The organism is Streptomyces sp. P6-2-1, from assembly GCF_050613165.1.
GTDB lineage: Bacteria > Actinomycetota > Actinomycetes > Streptomycetales > Streptomycetaceae > Streptomyces.
The window spans coordinates 2,578,237-2,596,741 of record NZ_CP192513.1 but is presented as its reverse complement, the minus strand read 5'-3'; the positions used below and the strand labels follow the sequence as shown (position 1 = coordinate 2,596,741).

Annotated in this window: 9 protein-coding genes; 6 read left to right on the top strand and 3 right to left on the bottom strand. The window is 74.5% G+C overall.

What is annotated here, in order from left to right; all coding sequences use genetic code 11:
* Positions 1 to 125: 125 nt before the first annotated feature.
* From ACQYWQ_RS11125 to ACQYWQ_RS11115, 3 genes are all read right to left on the bottom strand, one after another.
* Positions 126 to 1,292 (bottom strand): STM4014 family protein, encoded by a 1,167-nt coding sequence (locus ACQYWQ_RS11125; protein ID WP_431034182.1) that lies wholly within the window; start codon positions 1,290 to 1,292, stop codon positions 126 to 128.
* Positions 1,289 to 2,314, bottom strand: coding sequence for an STM4015 family protein (locus ACQYWQ_RS11120; RefSeq protein WP_431034181.1), 1,026 nt, complete (start codon positions 2,312 to 2,314; stop codon positions 1,289 to 1,291). Before ACQYWQ_RS11120 ends, ACQYWQ_RS11125 begins: the two co-directional genes overlap by 4 nt.
* A 998-nt stretch (positions 2,315 to 3,312) precedes the next feature.
* Positions 3,313 to 4,578 (bottom strand): nucleotide sugar dehydrogenase, encoded by a 1,266-nt coding sequence (locus ACQYWQ_RS11115; protein WP_431034180.1) that lies wholly within the window; start codon positions 4,576 to 4,578, stop codon positions 3,313 to 3,315.
* 441 nt (positions 4,579 to 5,019) lie between these two features.
* Between ACQYWQ_RS11115 and ACQYWQ_RS11110 the strand changes: the two genes are divergently transcribed.
* The 6 genes from ACQYWQ_RS11110 to ACQYWQ_RS11085 all read left to right on the top strand — a co-directional run bounded on the left by ACQYWQ_RS11110 (position 5,020) and on the right by ACQYWQ_RS11085 (position 18,055).
* Positions 5,020 to 6,729: a glycerol-3-phosphate dehydrogenase/oxidase gene (locus ACQYWQ_RS11110; RefSeq protein WP_431034178.1), complete on the top strand. Its 1,710-nt coding sequence runs from the start codon at positions 5,020 to 5,022 to the stop codon at positions 6,727 to 6,729.
* Positions 6,730 to 6,870: 141 nt separating this feature from the next.
* Positions 6,871 to 8,733, top strand: coding sequence for a protein kinase domain-containing protein (locus ACQYWQ_RS11105; protein ID WP_431034176.1), 1,863 nt, complete (start codon positions 6,871 to 6,873; stop codon positions 8,731 to 8,733).
* A 743-nt stretch (positions 8,734 to 9,476) separates the two neighbouring features.
* Entirely contained in the window at positions 9,477 to 12,554 is a 3,078-nt protein-coding gene (locus tag ACQYWQ_RS11100; RefSeq protein ID WP_431039147.1) for a protein kinase domain-containing protein, read from the top strand.
* A gap of 45 nt (positions 12,555 to 12,599) precedes the next feature.
* Positions 12,600 to 14,264 (top strand): serine/threonine-protein kinase, encoded by a 1,665-nt coding sequence (locus tag ACQYWQ_RS11095; protein ID WP_431034174.1) that lies wholly within the window; start codon positions 12,600 to 12,602, stop codon positions 14,262 to 14,264.
* Positions 14,265 to 14,383: 119 nt separating this feature from the next.
* Positions 14,384 to 16,012: a succinic semialdehyde dehydrogenase gene (locus tag ACQYWQ_RS11090; protein WP_431034172.1), complete on the top strand. Its 1,629-nt coding sequence runs from the start codon at positions 14,384 to 14,386 to the stop codon at positions 16,010 to 16,012.
* A gap of 165 nt (positions 16,013 to 16,177) precedes the next feature.
* The gene (locus tag ACQYWQ_RS11085) at positions 16,178 to 18,055 is read left to right on the top strand and encodes a GMC family oxidoreductase N-terminal domain-containing protein (RefSeq protein WP_431034171.1); all 1,878 of its coding nucleotides are present in this window, start codon (positions 16,178 to 16,180) and stop codon (positions 18,053 to 18,055) included.
* The last annotated feature ends 450 nt before the right edge of the window (positions 18,056 to 18,505 follow it).

Genomic DNA, 18,505 nt, shown 5'->3' with positions numbered 1-18,505 from the left:
TGCTTTCGGGTGTCTTGCGGTGCGGGGGCTGCGAGGTGTGCGGGCTGGTCGGCGTGGGGTGCGTGTGCCTGAGGGTGAGGCGGGGGCGGGGCGGGGCGCGGTACGTGTGGGTGGGGTCGCGCGGCTCAAGGATGGGGGAGGAGGTCTGGTTCGGCGTGGAAGAAGGCGGGCAGGGACGCGAGTTGGGCCCCGTACGTGTCGAGCCCTTCGGCACCGCTGCCGGGCAGTCCGGTGAGGCCGGGGAGGAGGTCGCCGAAGGCATTGACCTCGCCGACAGCGACCCGTGACCAGCCACGGGCGGGCAGCAGGTCCACTCCGACGCACAGCGTGCCGGGGAAGCAGGCCGCCGCGCGCTCGCACACCTCCAGCGCCGCCGCCCAGCCCATGCCCGCCGCGTCGAAAGCGCTCCGTGCCGCATCGAGGTCGCCGCGTCGGCCCCCGAGGTGGAGGTTGGTGAGCGGGCCACTCCCGGTCCGTACGACGGCGTGCGTGGCCCGGCCGCCGACGACGAGGACCCGAAGGTCTGCGCTGCGGCCCTCCTGCGCGGCCTTCGGCCACCACCGCTCCAGGTGCAGGCCATCGGGCGCCAGCCGGTCGACGAGCGCGGCGACCTCCGGCTCGCGCCGCAGGGTGCGGGGCCGCAGCGAGTTGTGCAGTTCGCCGCCGGGCGTGGTCTCCACGGGGGTGACGGCGCGCAGACGGCCCGGGCCCGCCGAGTCGATGGCGAGCACCCCGGAGGCCGATGAGCCGTGCGCGGGCTTCACGAAGAGCCTGCGCAGGCCGTGCCCGGCCATGAGTGCCCGTACGTCGTCCCAGCCCCGTACCGCGGTGGCCCCGCCGGAGGTCGGCGAGTACGGGACGGGCACCCCCGCCGCTTCCAGACGGGCGTGGCAGCGGCGCTTGTCGAAGAGGACCGCGAGTTCCCCCGGATCGTCGAGCCGGCGACCGCCGCGCAGGCTCGCGACGGCGTCGAGCAGTCCCGCGTACCACCGCGCCGAGCCGCCGACCCTGGTCTGCGGCCCCGGCCCACGCAGCACCGCGTCCACCTCCGCGTTCTCACCGGGCGAGTCGAGTCGTACGACCTCGTCGGGCGCGAACTCGGCGCCGCCATCGGCGAGGACGCGTTGCCAGGGCACGACGCGGGGAGCGGGCAGCCCTGCCCGGCGCGCGGCCTCGGTGAGGAGGAGCACGCGCCGGTTCTCCGGGTTGCCGACGACCGCGAGCGGCGGCCCGGTGCGTACCGGCGTCATCCGTTCCGGCGCCATCCGTACAGGCGTCATCGCGCTGGTCATTCGCCCACGGAGACGAAGCGGTGCGTGGTGTCCCCGTCGTTCCAGGTCTGCGCGTTCCCTTCGTCCAGGTCGAGTGTGACCCCGGCAGGCTCCAGCGCGGTGCGCAGCCGCTCCCGTACCTCCTCGGTCAGGTAGTTGTGGTGCAGGTCGAGGCTCCGGAGGTGTGTGAGACGTCCTGCGGCGGCGAGGAGGGCCTCGGCGCCGCGGTCGCCCAGCGTGCCGAGCGAGAGGTCGACGCTGTCGAGCCGGTCGACCACGGGAGCGGTGGCGACGGCCTCGGCGACGAGGTCCTGGTGCCGGCTGTCGCGGAGCCCGAGGTGGGTGAGGGCGGGCAGGCGCTCCCCGGTGAGCAGGGGCGCGAGGTCGGCGATGGTGCTGTCGCCGCCGTACTCGTCGGTGCCGAGCCACAGTTCGAGGTGGGTGAGCGCGGGGAAGTCGCTTGCGGCGACACCCCGTACGACGGCCGCGGGCAGCCCACCGGTCTCGATCGTGAGCGCGCGCAGCTTCTCGTGCCGCACGGGGGAGAGTGCGAGTTGCGAGCCGCCTCGTATGCCCAGTTCCTCCAGCTCCGGGAAAGCGGCGAAGAGTTCGGTCACGTCCGATTGGTTGATCCAGGAGATCTCGGATTCCTCACACGTCATGTCGCCGAGGAAGAGCGCACGCAATGCGGGCAGTTCCGCGCGGTGCTCCAGGAGTTTGGCGACGACCTCGGCGGAACTCGTGTCGTACGCCTCGCCCCAGCAGCCGACGACGAGCGCGCGCACGCCGCGCAGGTCGACGTGCGCGCGGAAGCGGTCGAAGCACTCGGTCCAGCTCTCGATGGCGTCCCAGGACTGCACGGCGAGCGACCACGCCACCGCGTCGGCCGGGGGCAGCTCCCGCAGTGCCTTCTCCGCCGGGTCGCCGGCCACCTGCCGGAGCCGAACCTGTTGGGGGGTCAGCTCCTCGACGGGGAGCGGGAGCTCGGGGAAGTGGTGCACGGGGAGACCGTGGTAGGTCGTGAGCTGGTCGTGGATCGTCATGGGGGCTGCTCCGGGATCGGGCGCGGGTGCGGACAGGGGGATGGCAAGGCCACGACCTGCTCGGACACGAGTACGAGGTCGTGAGTGCAGTTCTATCAACGCCCTCTGACACCAAGCGCCTTCAGCCGGAAATCTGTGGATAACTCCGCCACACCGAAAATTCCTCTCACTCGTGGGAGTGAGAGGAATTTCGACTTCCCCGGGGTTATCCACAGGTTTCCCGGGACGGAGGAGCGTGCGGTTTCCGGGCTGCCAGACTGGAAATGGGAAGGCCCCCCAGGGCGGGTGGGGAATGCCGTGAGGCGGGTGTGGTGCGGCGGGGCGGGCGTGGTGGGGCGGGCGTGGTGCTCCGGGTGGGGAGGGGCACGTCGGGGTCGGGACGGGTCGGGGTGGTCGGTCGGGCCGAGGCGAAGCGGGCCGAGGCGAAGCGGGCCGGGGCGAGGCGGGCGCGGCGGGGCGAGGCGCGGCGAGGCGCGGCGGGGCGAGGCGGGCGTGGCGGGGCGGGGCGTGGCGGGGCGAGGCGGGCCGGGGCGTGGCGGGGCGGGGCGTGGCGGGGCGAGGCGGGCCGGGCCGAGGCGGGCAAGGCGGGCCGGGCCGAGGCGGGCAAGGCGGGCCGGGCCGAGGCGGGCGAGGCGGGCCGGGCCGGGCCGAGGCGGGCGTGGCGTGGCGCGGTGGGCCGGGGCGAGGTGGGCCGGGCCGAGGCGGACGCGGCGGGGCGTGGCGGGGCGTGGCGTGGCGGTGCGCGGCGGGGCGTGGCGGCAGAGCAAGGCGAGCGCGCGCCGCAGGGCAGGGCAAGGCGAAGCCGGTCCGTCCGGGCGCCCTGGGCTCGGGCTGTCCGGCCCAAACCACGCTCACGCGGAGGGAGCCCCACCACCGCGTCACGCAGACCGGGGCCCTCGTAGACCGGGGCCCTCAGCCCGCGCCCACCATCGCCCCCACCATCGCGCCCCCACCATCCCCCCCCACGATCGCCCCCACTCCGCCCCCAGCCCCACCCCCTACAACCGATGCGCCACCCCCGCCGGTGTAGCCCCCCTCGTGTCCAGCAGCAGCTGTGCCTTCACCGCCAGCCCCTGCAAGTCGTACGTCCGGTGGTGCTGGAGAAGCAGCGTCAGGTCCGCCGCCGCCACCGCCTCGTACAGCGTGTCGGCGCGGGGAACGGGGTGGCCGAGGACGCGCCAGTGGGGGATGTGGGGGTCGTGGTAGCTGATGGTGGCGCCCATGCCGGTGAGGCGGGTGGCGATCTCCTCGGCCGGGGAGCCCTCCTGGTCGGCCACGTCCGGTTTGTAGGTGATGCCGAGGAGCAGCACGCGGGCGCCGCGCACCGATTTGCCGTGCTCGTTGAGGAGCGTCGCCGCGCGCTGGATGACGTACGCGGGCATCCGCTGGTTGACCTCGCGGGCGAGGCCGACGAGGCGCAGGGGGTGGCCGGGGGTGCGGTGGGGGTGGGGGAGGTGTTCGGGGTCCAGGGGGAGGCCGTGGCCGCCGACGCCCGGGCCCGGGCGGAAGGCCTGGAAGCCGTACGGCTTCGTCTCGGCGCAGCGGATGACGTCCCACAGGTCGACGCCCAGGTCATGGCAGAGCACTGCCATTTCATTGACGAGGGCGATATTGACGTGGCGGTAGCTCGTTTCCAGGAGGCGGACCGTCTCCGCCTCGCGCGGCCCCCTGGCCCGTACGACCTTGTCCGTGAGCCGTCCGTAGAAGGCCGCGGCCGACTCCGTGCAGGCCGGGGTCAGCCCGCCGATCACCTTGGGCGTCGCGTGGTAGGGGTACGCGCGGTTGCCCGGGTCCAGGCGGGCAGGGGAGTACGCGAGGTGGAAGTCGCGGCCCGCGCGCAGACCCGAGCCCTGTTCCAGGATCGGGCGGAGCAGGTCCTCGGTGGCGCCGGGGTGGACGGGGGATTCCAGGATGACGGTGGTGTGCGGGCGCAGGCGCGCGGCGAGGGTTCGGGCGGCGGTGACCACGCCGCTCAGGTCGGGGGAGCGGTCGCCCGTCAGGTGCGTCGGGACACAGATGACGGCGGTACGCACGCGGCCCAGCTCGGCGGGGTCGGCGCTCGCGCGAAAGCCGCCCGCGAGCATCCGGCGCAGTTCGGCGGCGCTCATCGCGGCCTCGCTGCCCCGCGGTGGTCTGCCGAGCGCGAGTTCGCGCACCCGTGCCTGCTCGTCGTGGCCGACGGTGGCGATGCCCGCGGCGACGGCCGCGCGGGCGAGCGGGAGGCCGAGAGGGCCGAGGCCGACCACGGCGAGGTCTGCGGGCATGGGGTGGGTCCTTCCTGGCGAGCGCACTGTCAGACTACGAGTAAATATGACCGTTATGTGGTATTGGCACGGTATTTCTCGGGCGTGTACGGAAGCCGAACGGGCCTTCGCCGACCGGGACGGAACGGCTCTCGCCAGGCACGGGCCCGGGCCCTCGCCGAGCTGACGGGGCGTGGCCTCCCCGAGCCCGGGCCCCCGCCGAGCACGTGCCTCGCCCGCCACGGCCTCTCGCCGCCCCCCGGCCCGCCCCCCCGGCCCCTCACCACCCCCGCCCGTCACGTTTCGGCCCCTCACCGTCCCGCCCCTTTCGGTCACTACCAGTGGCCGAACCGTCCCTCTCGCGTCAGACTTGACCGACCGGCCCGCTCCACCCCACCTCGTCCGGGTACACGCATTCCGACACCCGCGCACCACACGGACCACCTTCAGGAGGCGGCAGCAGTGAGGACAGCGACACTCGGCCCGGAACAGCGCGCGCAAGCGCTCGCGGACATGGCGGAACGTGAACTCGACGTGCTCGTCGTCGGAGGCGGCGTGGTCGGTGCCGGTACCGCGCTCGACGCCGTGACCCGGGGCCTCGCGACCGGCATCGTCGAGGCCCGTGACTGGGCATCGGGCACGTCGAGCCGGTCCAGCAAGCTCATCCACGGCGGCCTGCGCTACCTGGAGATGCTCGACTTCGCGCTCGTGCGCGAGGCGCTCAAGGAGCGCGGACTGCTCCTCGAACGCCTCGCCCCGCACCTCGTCAAGCCCGTCCCCTTCCTCTACCCCCTCCAGCACCGTGTCTGGGAACGCGCCTACGCGGGCACGGGCGTCGCGCTCTACGACGCGATGTCGCTCGCGCGCGGTCACGGCCGCGGCCTGCCCGGCCACCGCCACCTCGGCCGCCGCCACGCCCTGCGCGTCGCCCCCTGCCTGCGCAAGGACGCCCTCACCGGCGCCCTCCAGTACTACGACGCCCAGGTCGACGACGCGCGCTACGTCATGACCCTCGTCCGCACCGCCGTCGACTACGGCGCCAAGGCCGCCAACCGCGCCCGCGTCACCGGCTTCCTGCGCGAGGGCGAACGCGTCGTCGGCGCGAGGGTCGAGGACGTCGAGGCAGGCGGTACGTACGAGATCCGCGCCAAGCAGGTCGTCAATGCGAGCGGCGTGTGGACCGACGACACGCAGGGCCTCATCGGCGAGCGCGGCCAGTTCCACGTACGCGCCTCGAAGGGCATCCACCTCGTCGTCCCGCGCGACCGCATCAACTCCAGTACGGGCCTCATCCTCCGTACCGAGAAGAGCGTGCTCTTCGTCATCCCCTGGGGACGGCACTGGATCGTCGGCACGACCGACACCGACTGGGACCTCGACAAGGCGCACCCGGCCGCGTCCAGCGCCGACATCGACTACCTGCTCGACCACGTCAACTCGGTCCTCGCCGTCCCTCTCACGCGCGATGACGTCCAGGGGGTGTACGCGGGGCTCCGCCCCCTGCTCGCCGGGGAGTCCGACGCGACGAGCAAGCTCTCCCGCGAGCACACCGTGGCCCACCCGGTGCCGGGCCTCGTCGTCGTCGCGGGCGGCAAGTACACGACGTACCGCGTCATGGCGAAGGACGCCGTGGACGAGGCGGTGCACGGCCTCGACCAGCGCGTCGCCGAGTGCGTCACCGAGGAGACGCCGCTCCTCGGCGCCGAGGGCTATCCCGCGCTGTGGAACGCGCGCGCCCGCACCGCCGCGCGCGCGGGGCTGCACGTCGTACGCGTCGAGCACCTCCTCAACCGCTACGGGTCGCTCGCGGACGAGGTGCTCGACCTCGTCGCAGCGGACCCCGGCCTCGGCCGGCCGCTCACCGGCGCCGATGACTACCTGCGCGCCGAGGTCGTCTACGCCGCCTCGCACGAGGGCGCCCGCCACCTCGACGACGTCCTCACCCGGCGTACCCGCATCTCCATCGAGACCTTCGACCGCGGCACGCGCAGCGCCCGCGAGGCGGCCGAGCTGATGGCACCCGTGCTCGGCTGGGACGCGGCGCAGGTGGACCGCGAGGTCGAGCACTACGAGAAGCGCGTCGAGGCCGAGCGCGAGTCCCAGCGTCAGCCCGACGACCTCACCGCCGACGCGGCCCGTCTCGGCGCCCCGGACATCGTCCCGCTCGCCTGACACCCCGTCGCCCGCCCGCCCGGTCGTGGACCGCCCGGGCTCCCGGCCGAGAGCCGCCCCCGCCCACCACCCCAGGGCGCCGGGCGGTTCCGGCGTGGGTGACAATGGATGCTCTGTCAGGGCGGGTTGCAGAGGGGACGCATGTCGGAATCGGAGCAGACGCGCGCATCCCAGGGACGTCTCCTCGCGGGGCGGTACCGCCTCGCGGAGGTCCTCGGGCGCGGCGGCATGGGGACGGTGTGGCGGGCCACCGACGAGACCCTGGGACGGACCGTCGCGGTCAAGGAACTGCGTTTTCCGAACAGCATCGACGAGGACGAGAAGCGCCGGCTGATCACCCGTACGCTGCGCGAGGCCAAGGCCATCGCCCGGATTCGCAACAACGGCGCGGTCACCGTCTTCGACGTCGTCGACGAGGACGACCGCCCGTGGATCGTCATGGAGCTGATCGAGGGCAAGTCGCTCGCCGAGGTCGTGCGCGAGGACGGGCTCCTCGACCCGCGCCGCGCGGCGGAGGTCGGGCTCGCGGTGCTCGACGTGCTGCGCGACGCGCACCGCGAGGGCATCCTGCACCGCGACGTGAAGCCGTCCAACGTACTCATCGCGGGTGAGGACGGCCGCGTCGTCCTCACCGACTTCGGTATCGCGCAGGTCGAGGGCGATCCGTCCGTGACCTCGACGGGGATGCTCGTCGGCGCCCCCTCGTACATCTCGCCCGAGCGCGCCCGGGGTCACAAGCCGGGCCCCGCGGCCGACCTCTGGTCGCTCGGCGGGCTGCTCTACGCCGCCGTCGAGGGCGTCCCGCCGTATGACAAGGGCTCCGCGATCGCGACCCTGACCGCCGTCATGACCGAGCAGGTCGAGCAGCCCACGCACGCCGGTCCGCTCACGCCCGTCATCCTCGGGCTGCTCGTCAAGGACCCCGCCCAGCGCCTCGACGACGCCCGCGCCCGCGCGATGCTCCAGGAGATCATCGCCGCGCCCGAGGCCAAACCCGCCGACGCGACCCGCGTCGTCCCGCTCCCGCCCACCCCGGCCGAGGAGAAGTCGCCGGCGACCGGCTGGTCGACGCCGCGTACCGGCGGCTTCGCCCGCTCCTCGCGTACGGGGACAGCCGCGGCCGGTGCCGCGCGCACGGGCGGCGGTGCCACGGGGACTCCCGCGACAGGGTCCCCCGCGGGTGCCGTCCCCGCCCGTACCCGTGCCTCGCTCACCGACGTCGTCCCGCGGCGCACCCTCGTCGTCATCGCCGTCGTCGTCGTGCTCGCCGTCGTCGCGACCGTCGCGTTCCTCGTCGCCCGCGACAACGGCGACGACGAGAAGCAGGGCGCCAAGGCCGCGGCGACGACCTCGGCCTCCGCCGCCGGTTCCTCCGACACCCACCGCGACGGCGGCAAGGAGGAGAGCCCGGAGAACTCCCCCTCCGCCCAGCAGCCCGCCACCTCGCAGCACAGCGACGAGGGCGAGGACAAGGGTGAGGACAAGGGCAAGGAGCAGGAGGGGAAGGAGAAGGACGGCGACAAGGGGGAGGGGAAGGACGAGAACGAGGGGAAGGGCAAGGGCGGACCTCCGCTCGACGTCACGGATCATCGGGACCCCACCGGTTTCTCCATAGGACTGCCCGACGGGTGGAAGCGGGTTTCGGCCGACCGGGCCGGAGTGCGCTTCGCTGGGCCCGCCGGGCAGAAACTCCTCGTGGGCACGACCACGACGCCCAGCGACGACGCGGTCGCCGACTGGACGAAGCAGGAGCGCTACATGGTCCGCCCCCACTACCAGCGCGTGTCGATCAAGAGGGTCGACTACCGGGGCTGGGAGACCGCCGACTGGGAGTTCACCTACACCGACGGCGGCACGCGGATGCACAGCGTCGACCGCGGCACGGTCGTCAACTCCCACCGCGGCTACGGGCTCATGTTCACGACCAAGGACGCCGGCTGGAACGGCAAGCGGGCGCGGCAGACCTGGCAGACCTTCACGGAGACGTTCACACCGGCGTCCTGAGGCCGGAACCTCGGGCGCGGGGGGCGTTCTGGGACCGGGCCCCGGGCGCGGGTCGGCGTTCCGGGGCGGGGCTCCTCGCGCGTGAGCCGGCCCCGTTCCGGGGCGGGGCTCCTCGCGCGTGAGCCGGCCCCGTTCCGGGGCGGGGCTCCTCGCGCGTGAGCCGGCGTCCTGAGACGGGCCTCCGCGCGAGGCGGGCTTCCCGAGGCGTGACCTCGCGACGCGAGGCCGGTTTCGACGGCGGCGCACCCACCGTACGGCCCCCCGGGGGGCGTGACCTCGTGCGCGAGGCCGCTTCCCGGGAAAACGGGAACCCCTCCGCGAAGCCGGGCGTTGTAGGCCCCAGGGGGGCGAACCCTCGTGTAAGGGGCACCCCTAGGGGACATCCCCCACGCGCCCCCGCCCCCCACGCGCCCCCGGCCCCCACGCGCCCCCGGCCCCCGCGCTCCCACGCGCCCCCGGCCCCCACGCGCCCCCGCCCCCCGCGCTCCCCCGCGCCCTCGCGTGCCCCCCGTGCCGCTCCCCGAGGGTTGAGCGGGCCCCCGGCCGGGCACGAACGTGGGCAGGGTCCCCCGGCCGTCACCGGAGCCCCCCACGTACCGGTGGCAGGGCCCGGGGAGGAGCTGCGGCGAAGTCGCCCAACTCCCCCGGAAAACCCGGCCTCGGCACGTATCGTGAAAGAACGGGGACCGTACCGGACGGCTCGGGACCTGAAACGGACACAGGTGATCACGGTGGGGGGCGTTGTGGACGACTACGCGGGACGTGTGCTCGCCGACCGCTACCGGTTACCGCGGGATGCCTTCGCGGAGGAGAGCGAGAGCCCGGCCGCCGCGGGCCGCGCCTTCGACACGTACAGCGGCCAGGAGGTCCGCCTCCAGCGCATCCCGCTGCCCGACGTCGTGGAAGGCGAACTCCCCGGCGAGGGACCGGCGGTGGGCGGCGGCGACCCGTCCGGTGATCCGGTCGTACGGCGCGCGCTCGACGCCGCGCGTGCCGCCGCGCAGGTGCCCGACCACCCGCGCCTCGACCAGGTCTTCGACGTCTTCGCCGAGGGCGACGCGCTGTGGATCGTCAGCGAGTACGTGCCCGGGCGGACCCTCGGCAGCCTCCTCGCCGAACGCCCCCTCAACCCCTACCGCGCCGCCGAGGTCGCCGCCGACGTCCTCACCGCGCTGCGCGCCCTGCACGCGGGCGGCTGGGTCCACCGCAACATCACCGAGCACACCGTCCTCCTCGCCGAGGACGGCCGCGTCGTCCTCGCGGGCCTCGCCGCCGGGGCCGCCCAAGAGGCCCTGTGCGGCTACGACCCCGTCCCCCCGCGCTCCGCCGTCGAGGACGGCGCGGGCCCCGAGGGCCCCCGGCCCCGCGGCGCCATCGACGCCCCGCCGTACGGCGGCGGGTGGGGGAGCGGGAGCGGCACGGCCGGTTCGAGCGGCCGTACGGGCACGGGCACGAGCACAGGCACGGGCCCCGGTACGGGTACGGGCCCCGGTACGGGTACGGGGCCCGGCGGCGGGATGCCCGCGCCCCGGGCCGGGGGCGCCCCTGGCTCCGTACCGCCCGCCTTCGTGAACCGCCCGGCGACCCCGGCGCCTCCCGCGCTCGACGCCGGGTCCACCGATCCGCGTGCCGCGCGTGCCGGGGCGATCGCCGCCTACCGTGCCGGAGCCAGGGCCGCGGCGCGTGCCCAGGCCGAAGGCGGGCCCGGTGCCGCCAGGCCCGCCCCCGGGCGGCCCGCTGATGCCCCCGGCGCGAGCGCGCCCGAGCCCGAGGCCCCTGGCCGGATCAGCGACCCGTACGGCGTGCGCGAGCGGCAGAGCCCCGCCCCGCGCGAGCAGACCCCCGAGCGCCCCACCGAGCCGGAGCACCCCCAGGACTCCCGGACGCCGCGGACCTCCCCGCCGCCTCCCGCCACCTGGCACGGCGCCGCACCCCGCACCGCGTCCGCCCCCGGCCCCACCCCCGGCCCCGGCCCCGGCCCCGTCTCAGGGCTCACCCCCGGCCCCGCCCCCGAGGCCGTACCGCCGCTGCCCCTGCCGCCCGAGTACCGGCGTGGGCCCGCCGTGGGCCCGAGCGCCCCCCCGCCGCAGCGCCTCGCCCCGCAGCAGCCCCCCGTGCCGGAGCCCCGCCAGGCGCCCGCAGGACCGCCGACCGGGCTGCCCCAGGACAGCCCCCACGCCCCCGGCTTCCACGAGCCCGGCCCCCACGCACCAGGCCCCCACACCCCCGCCCGGCCGGGCGCGCCCGCCGCCACCCCCGCGTCCCCCGGCTGGGATTCCCCCGCGTCCGGGTACGGCCCCGGCTACGGGCCGGGGAACGCCGTCGCCGCCGAACGGGCGCGGCAGGTACGGATGGTGGTGGTCGGGCCCGTCACCGAGCGGTGGTCGCCCGAGCAGGCCGGGCCCGTGCGCGGCACGTGGCAGCTCGCGGCCCCCGTCGGCCCGGCGACCGACCTGTGGGCGCTCGGCGTGCTGCTCTTCCGCGCGGTGCAGGGACACGGCCCGTACCCGGAGGAGAGCACCGCCGAGCTGGTCCACATGGTGTGCGCCGAGGCGCCCGCCTTCGCCGAGGAGTGCGGCCCGCTGCGGCCCGTCGTGGAGTCGCTGCTGCGCCAGGACCCCACCGAGCGCCCCGACTTCGAGGAGCTGCGCGGCTGGTTGCGCTCTCTCGTACGGTCCGCGCCGGAGCCCGATGCGGGCGCGCACCTCGTGCCCGCGCCGCCCTTCGACCCGGCGGCGCTGCCCGTCAAGCGGCGCCGAGGCGAACTCGTACGGCGCAGGCGGCGCCCGAAGAAGGCCGACAGCAAGGCCGACAGCAAGGCCGACAGGAAGGCCGGCAAAAAGGCGGACAGGAAGGCCGACGGGAAGGCCGTGCGGAGGGCTGCCGTGCCCGTCGACGCGGCGAAGCCCAAGCCCGCGCCGCCCGTCCCGCGCAGCCACCGCAGGGAGCGCGAGCCCGGGCCCGCCGAGGAGACGACCCCGCTCTACGGCCTCGCCTCCGCGTACTCGCGGCCCGAGACGCCGGGCGGCGCCCGTACCGTGCCGCGCCCCGCCCGTACCAGGGGCGCGGCCCGTACCCGTACCGCCGCGCGGGACAACCGGCGTCCGCGTACGCCGTTCTCGCTGGGCCGGACGCTGCTCGTCGCGGTGTTCGTGCTGCTCGCGGGCACCATCGTCTACGCGATGGTCTTCATGCCGAAGGCCGATGACACCGATCAGGCACGGACGGGCGCCGAGCTGAGCCACGCGCCCGGTTCCCTGGAGAAGCCCGCACCCACCTCGGCGGCGCCCGCCTCCTCGCCCGCCGCGCGCGCCGAGGAGCGGCCCAAGGACGAGAAGCCGGCCAAGGAGGAGAAGCCCTCGGGCCCCAAGCTGCCCGCGGGCTTCGTCCTCTACAAGGACCCGGCCGGTTTCCAGCTCGCCGTGCCCCAGGGCTGGACCCGGCACGCGCGCAACCCGCAGGGGCAGGTGCGGTGGACGCACGGGAGCTACGAGCTGATCGTCGTCCCCGGGCGCGACAAGGTCACCGAGTTCGGCAACGACCTGCTGCGCTACCAGCGCGAGTCCGAGCCAGAGACGCGGCCCTTCCGGGAGTCGAGCTGGGTCACGTCGACCGGGATGCGCGAGATCGAGGAAGGTGGCAGGAGGATGGCGGAGGGGCAGTTCACCTGGCCTGGCACCGATGGTGACATCTTCGCCAGGAACATGGTCATGGCCGTCAACGGCACGTACCACGTCCTCCAGTTCCGTGGTCTCGACGCGAACCGCGACGACGTGAGCCGCTACTACGAGCAGGCTCTCGCCACGTACCAAGTGAAGTGAGCGCGGACGGTGGCGGCCGCCCCGCCTGTTCGTCAGGATGTGCGCATGACGAACGACGGGGGACGGGAACAGGACAACGGGCAGCGCCCGCCGACGAGTTACCCGCTGCCGCCACCGCGTGAGCGGGAGGGGGAGCGGGGAGAGCGCGAGCGCGGGGAGGCGGCCGGTGGTGCCGTGGCCGGCGGCGCCGTCGCCGGGGGTGGTACGGGCGGGCCGACGGCCGTCGAGCCGGAGCCCGCTCCGCTCCTCGGTGGGCGCTACCGTCTCCTCGCCCGCCTCGGCGACGGCGGTATGGGCACCGTGTGGCGGGCGCGCGACGAGGTCGTCGAACGCGAGGTCGCGGTGAAGGAGCCCCGGCTCCCCGCGCACCTCACGGCCGGGCAACTGGCCACAGCCCACGACCGGATGCGGCGCGAGGCGCGCGCCGCCGCCCGGATCGACCATCCCTCGGTCGTCACCGTCCACGACGTGGTCGAGGAGGGCGGCAGACCCTGGGTCGTCATGGAGCTGGTCCGCGGTCCCTCGCTCGCCGACCGCCTCTCCGAAGGCACGCTCGACCCGCGCGAGGCCGCCAGGATCGGCCGCGACGTCGCCGCCGCGCTCGAAGCGGCGCACCGGGGCGGCGTGCTCCACCGCGACGTGAAGCCGGCGAACATCCTTCTCGCGCCCGGCGGCCGCACGGTCCTCACCGACTTCGGCATCGCGCGCATCGAGGGCGAGGAGTCGCTCACCGAATCGGGCGCGCTCATCGGATCGCCGGAGTTCATGGCCCCGGAACGCGTACTCGGCCGCCACACGGAGGCCCCGAGCGACCTGTGGTCGCTGGGCGTCGTGCTCTACCTCGCCGTCGAGGGCGTCTCGCCGTTCCGCCGCTCCCACCACGCGGGCACGCTCCAGGCCGTCCTGTCCACCGAGCCGCCGCTGCCCGCCCGCGCGGGCGGCGGCCTCGCGCCGCTCCTCATGCGGCTGCTGCGCAAGGAGCCGGCGGCCCGGCCCACCGCGGCGGAGGTACGGGCCGAACTCGACGCCCTCGCGACGTTCGCCCCCGGCCGTCTCACCGAGCGCCGCCAGGCCCTCGCCCGCTGGCTCCCGCCCGCGCTCGCCGGGAGCCGCAGGGCCCGCTGGGGGACGGCCGGAGTGGCGCTCGCGCTGGTGGCCGCGCTCGTGCTCGCCCTGGTGAACCCGTTCGCCTCGGACGACGGGGCGCTGCCGGAGGGCTGGGAGTCGCGCCCGGAGAAGGACACGCTCGACGCGACGATCGCGGTGCCGTCCTCGTACCACCGCGTCGACCACCAGAACGGGAACGTCGTCTTCTTCGACCCCGGCAACGTCTACGAGATCCACTTCGTGGAGACGTCCGTCGAGAAGGGTTCGTCCCGGCTGACCGCCGCGGAGTGGAAGGACTGGTACGAGGACGAGACCGACGGGGCCGGGCTGAACGCCCCCTCGGTCAGCCAGCCGAGCGGCACCTACCGGGGCCGGAAGATCATCGAGAACGTCGTCGAGTACGACAACGGCACCCTCGGCAGTTCCTCCTTCGACTTCCGCGTCCGGCAGCACGAGCGGATCATCAACGACCCGGTGGACGAGCGCTTCTACTGGCGGATCTACGTCACGATGCCCGCCAGGGGCTCCGCGACCGCCGGGGGCGAACAACTCTTCCAGGACGTCATGAAGCACTTCGACGCCAGGAACTGGCCCGCGTCCTGAGCCCTTCCGCCCCTGATCAGGCCCTTTCCGCCACCAGTCACTGGCGGAATCGTGGAAGCCCCGTGGAAAGTGTTACCGGCGGGTACCCAAGACCGGCGCGAAGTCGTACGCTCACGCCCATGACGGACACGCACGCCTCGGCGGCCTCCGCGCCGCAGGCCATCGGCACCAACCCCCAGGCCCCCGTACCCGAGGGCGTCCGCACGGCGGCCGACGTGGTCACCCCCGAGGTGCTCGCGCGGCTCCTCAAGGGCGTCGGCGGCTCGGGACGCACCGCGAACCACACGCCCTTCGGCGGCGGTGTGCTCGCCGAACTGCCCGAGGCGGGCCCCGAGGACGTCGAAGCGGCCTTCGCGCGCGCCCGCGCCGCGCAGGCGCCGTGGGCGGCGACGCCCGTCCGCGAGCGCGCCGCCGTCCTGCTCCGCTTCCATGACCTCGTCCTCCAGCGCCAGGCCGAGATCCTGGACCTCGTCCAGCTGGAGACGGGCAAGGCCAGGCTGCACGCGCACGAGGAGCTGCAAGCCGTCGCGATGGCCGCGCGTCACTACGGCCGCAAGGCTCCCGCCTACCTCAGGGCCAAGCGTCACCTCGGCGCCGTGCCGACCCTCACGCGCGTCACCGAACAGCGCGTACCGCGTGGGGTCGTGGGCCAGATCGCGCCGTGGAACTACCCCTTCGAGCTGTCCGTCGGCGACGCGCTCCCCGCCTTCGTCGCGGGCAACGCCGTCGTCATGAAGCCCGACACGGAAACCGCGCTGAGCGCCCTGTGGGCACGTGAACTCCTCATCGAGGCAGGGCTTCCCGCCGATGTCTTCCAGGTCGTCCTCGGCGAAGGCCCCGCCGTGGGGCCCGAGGTCGTCTCGCGCGGCGACTACGTGTCCTTCACCGGATCGACGCGTACGGGCCGCGAGGTCGCCCGCACGGCGGCCGGGCGCCTCGTCGGTTTCTCGCTCGAACTCGGCGGCAAGAACCCGATGCTGGTGCTGCACGACGCCGATGTCGAGAAGGCGGCGGCGGGCGCGGTCCGCGCCTGCTTCGCCTCCGCCGGGCAACTCTGCATCTCCATCGAGCGGTTGTACGTGCACGAGTCCGTCGCCGACGCCTTCGCCGAGCGCTTCGTGGCGCGCGTGAAGGCCATGCGCCTCGGCACCTCGCTCGCGTACGGGGCCGACATGGGCTCCCTCGCCGGGCCCCGCCAACTCGACGCCGTCACCGCCCACGTGGACGATGCCGTGGCGAAGGGCGCCCGCGTCCTCGCGGGCGGTGTCGCGCGCCCCGACCTCGGCCCGTACTTCTACGAGCCCACCGTGCTCACGGACGTCGAGCCCGGCATGGCGGTGTGCGCGGACGAGACCTTCGGGCCCGTGGTCTCGCTCTACCGCTTCACCGACGAGGACGAGGCGATCACGCGCGCCAACTCCACGCCGTACGGCCTCAACGCGAGCGTCTGGACCAAGGACGCCAAGCGCGGTGTCGCCGTCGCCTCGCGGCTGCACGCGGGAACCGTCAACGTCAACGAGGGGTACGCGCCCGCCTACGGCAGCGTGCGCGCCCCGATGGGCGGCATGAAGGAGTCGGGGATCGGCCGCAGGCACGGCTCCGAGGGGCTCCTCAAGTACACCGAATCACGGACCATCGCCCAGCAGCGCCTCGTGCCGATGGGCCCGTCCCTCGGCATGGACGACGCCGGCTACGCGGCCTTCATGAGCCGCAGCCTGAGGGCGATGAAGGCGCTGCGGCTGCGCTGAGCACTCCGCCCACCCCTCCATCCACCCGCCCCTCCATCCATCCGCCACCCCCTTATCCATCCACCCCACCCGCCCCATCCACCCCACCCGCCCCATCCACCCCACCCGCCCCATCCACCCCACCCACACCACCGTTCCACCAGCGGCTTTCGACGAGGAGGGTCCATGTCAGGGGACAACCGTGCCCAGCAGCGGGGCACGGACGAGGAACGCGACGGCTACGACTACGACGTCCTCGTCGTCGGCTCGGGGTTCGGCGGCGCCGTCAGCGCCCTGCGGCTCACCGAGAAGGGCTACCGGGTGGGCGTCCTGGAGGCGGGCCGCCGCTTCACGCGCGAGGAACTCCCGCGCAACTCCTGGGACGTGAAGAACTACCTGTGGGCGCCCGCGCTCGGCCTCTTCGGCATCCAGCGCATCCACCTGCTCGGCAACGTCATGGTCCTCGCGGGCGCCGGCGTCGGCGGCGGCTCGCTCAACTACGCCAACACGCTCTACGTACCGCCGCGCGCCTTCTTCGACGACCCGCAGTGGAAGGACATCACCGACTGGCAGGGCGAGCTGAAGCCGTACTACGCCCAGGCCCAGCGGATGCTCGGCGTACGCCTCAACCCGACCGTCACGCCCTCGGACGTGCACCTCAAGAACGCCGCCGCAGCGATGGGCGTCGGCGACTCCTTCCATCTCGCCCCGGTCGGCGTCTACTTCGGCGACGGCGAGGACGGCGACGGCAGCCGGAGGGCCGAGCCGGGTGCCGAGGTGCCCGACCCGTACTTCGGCGGCGCGGGGCCCGCGCGGCGCGCCTGCACCGAGTGCGGCGAGTGCATGACCGGTTGCCGCCACGGAGCCAAGAACACCCTCAACGAGAACTACCTGCACCTCGCCGAGAAGAACGGCGCCGTGATCCACCCGCTCACCACCGTACGTACCCTCACCGAGGACTCGCGCGGCGGCTTCGCGGTCGGCACGCTGCCCACCGACAGGCCCCGCAAGGGCGCCCACCGCGTCTACACCGCCCGCCACGTCGTCCTCGCCGCCGGTACGTACGGCACGCAGACCCTCCTGCACCGCATGCGCGACAGCGGCCTCCTGCCCCGCACATCGGCCCGGCTCGGCACCCTCACGCGCACCAACTCCGAAGCGCTCGTCGGCGCCCAGACCACCCCGCGCCGCTACCGCTCCGCGCACGGCGCCGACCCCGACTTCACGCGCGGCGTCGCGATCACCTCCTCGATCCACCCGGACGCCAACACCCACATCGAACCGGTCCGTTACGGCCGCAAGTCGAACGCGATGGGCGGCCTCACGATCCTCCAGGTGCCCTACGCGGAGAAGCTGCCCCGGGCGCTCGGCTGGCTCCTCAACACGATCAAGCACCCCGTCCTGACCGGCCGTTCGCTCTCCAACCACCGCTGGTCCGAGCGCACCATCATCGGCCTCGTCATGCAGTCGCTCGACAACTCCCTGACGACGTACCGCCGTACGCGCGGCCCCGGCAAGGGACTGCTCACCGCGCGCCAGGGCCACGGCGCCCCGAACCCGACGCAGATCCGGGCGGCGACCGAGGCCGCCTCGCTCCTCGCCCGCGACATCAACGGCTTCGCGGGGAGCAACATCGGGGAGCTGATGGGCACCCCGCTCACCGCCCACTTCCTCGGCGGCTGCCCCATCGGCGCCGACCCCGAGCACGGCGTCATCGACCCGTACCACCGCCTCTACGGGCACCCGGGCATCTCCGTCGTGGACGGCTCGGCCGTCTCGGCGAACCTCGGGGTGAACCCCTCGCTCACGATCACCGCGCAGGCCGAACGCGCGATGTCCCTGTGGCCCAACAAGGGAGAGCCCGACCCGCGCCCCGCCCAGGGAGCGGCCTACACCCGCCTCGCCCCCGTCCCCCCGCACACCCCGGCCGTCCCCGCCGACGCCTTCGCGGCGCTGCGCCTGCCGTTCCTGGGAATGCCGAAAGTACGGGAGGGCGCCGCGGCGGGACGCGACACCGTCGCGGCGGTACGGGACGAGGCGCCCGCACGGGACGAGGCGCCGTGAGCGGGCGCGCTGTGAGCGGGGGAGGGAGAAGCCCTGTGGTGTGGTGAAGGTCACCGGGGCGGTGTGAGGTCCGCCACGCGCGGCGCGCCCCGTGCGGGGTGCCGGCCGGCGTGCGGGGAGCCGGTCCGCGTGCGGACAGCGGAAGACCCCGCGGCGGGCGGGGTGCCACGGGGTCTTCGCCTGCGGTGCCGCCAGGGCGGTGGCGGCACCGGGGGAGCGGCGCCGAGGGGGGGATACGGCGTCGCTGGTCTGGAATTGTCCGGAGGCCCGCGCGGGGCATCCGGTACCCAAGTATGCGCTGTCGGTACGGGACGGTGCCGACCGGGACGTACGAGACCTTAACGGTCTCCTCGCGGAGAGGCGTTGAGGCCCGCCGTGTGCGGCCGGTCCCGGGCGTCCCCGGAACCGGCCGCCGCGTGACCGGGCCGGCTGTCCCCTGCCGTCCGGTCA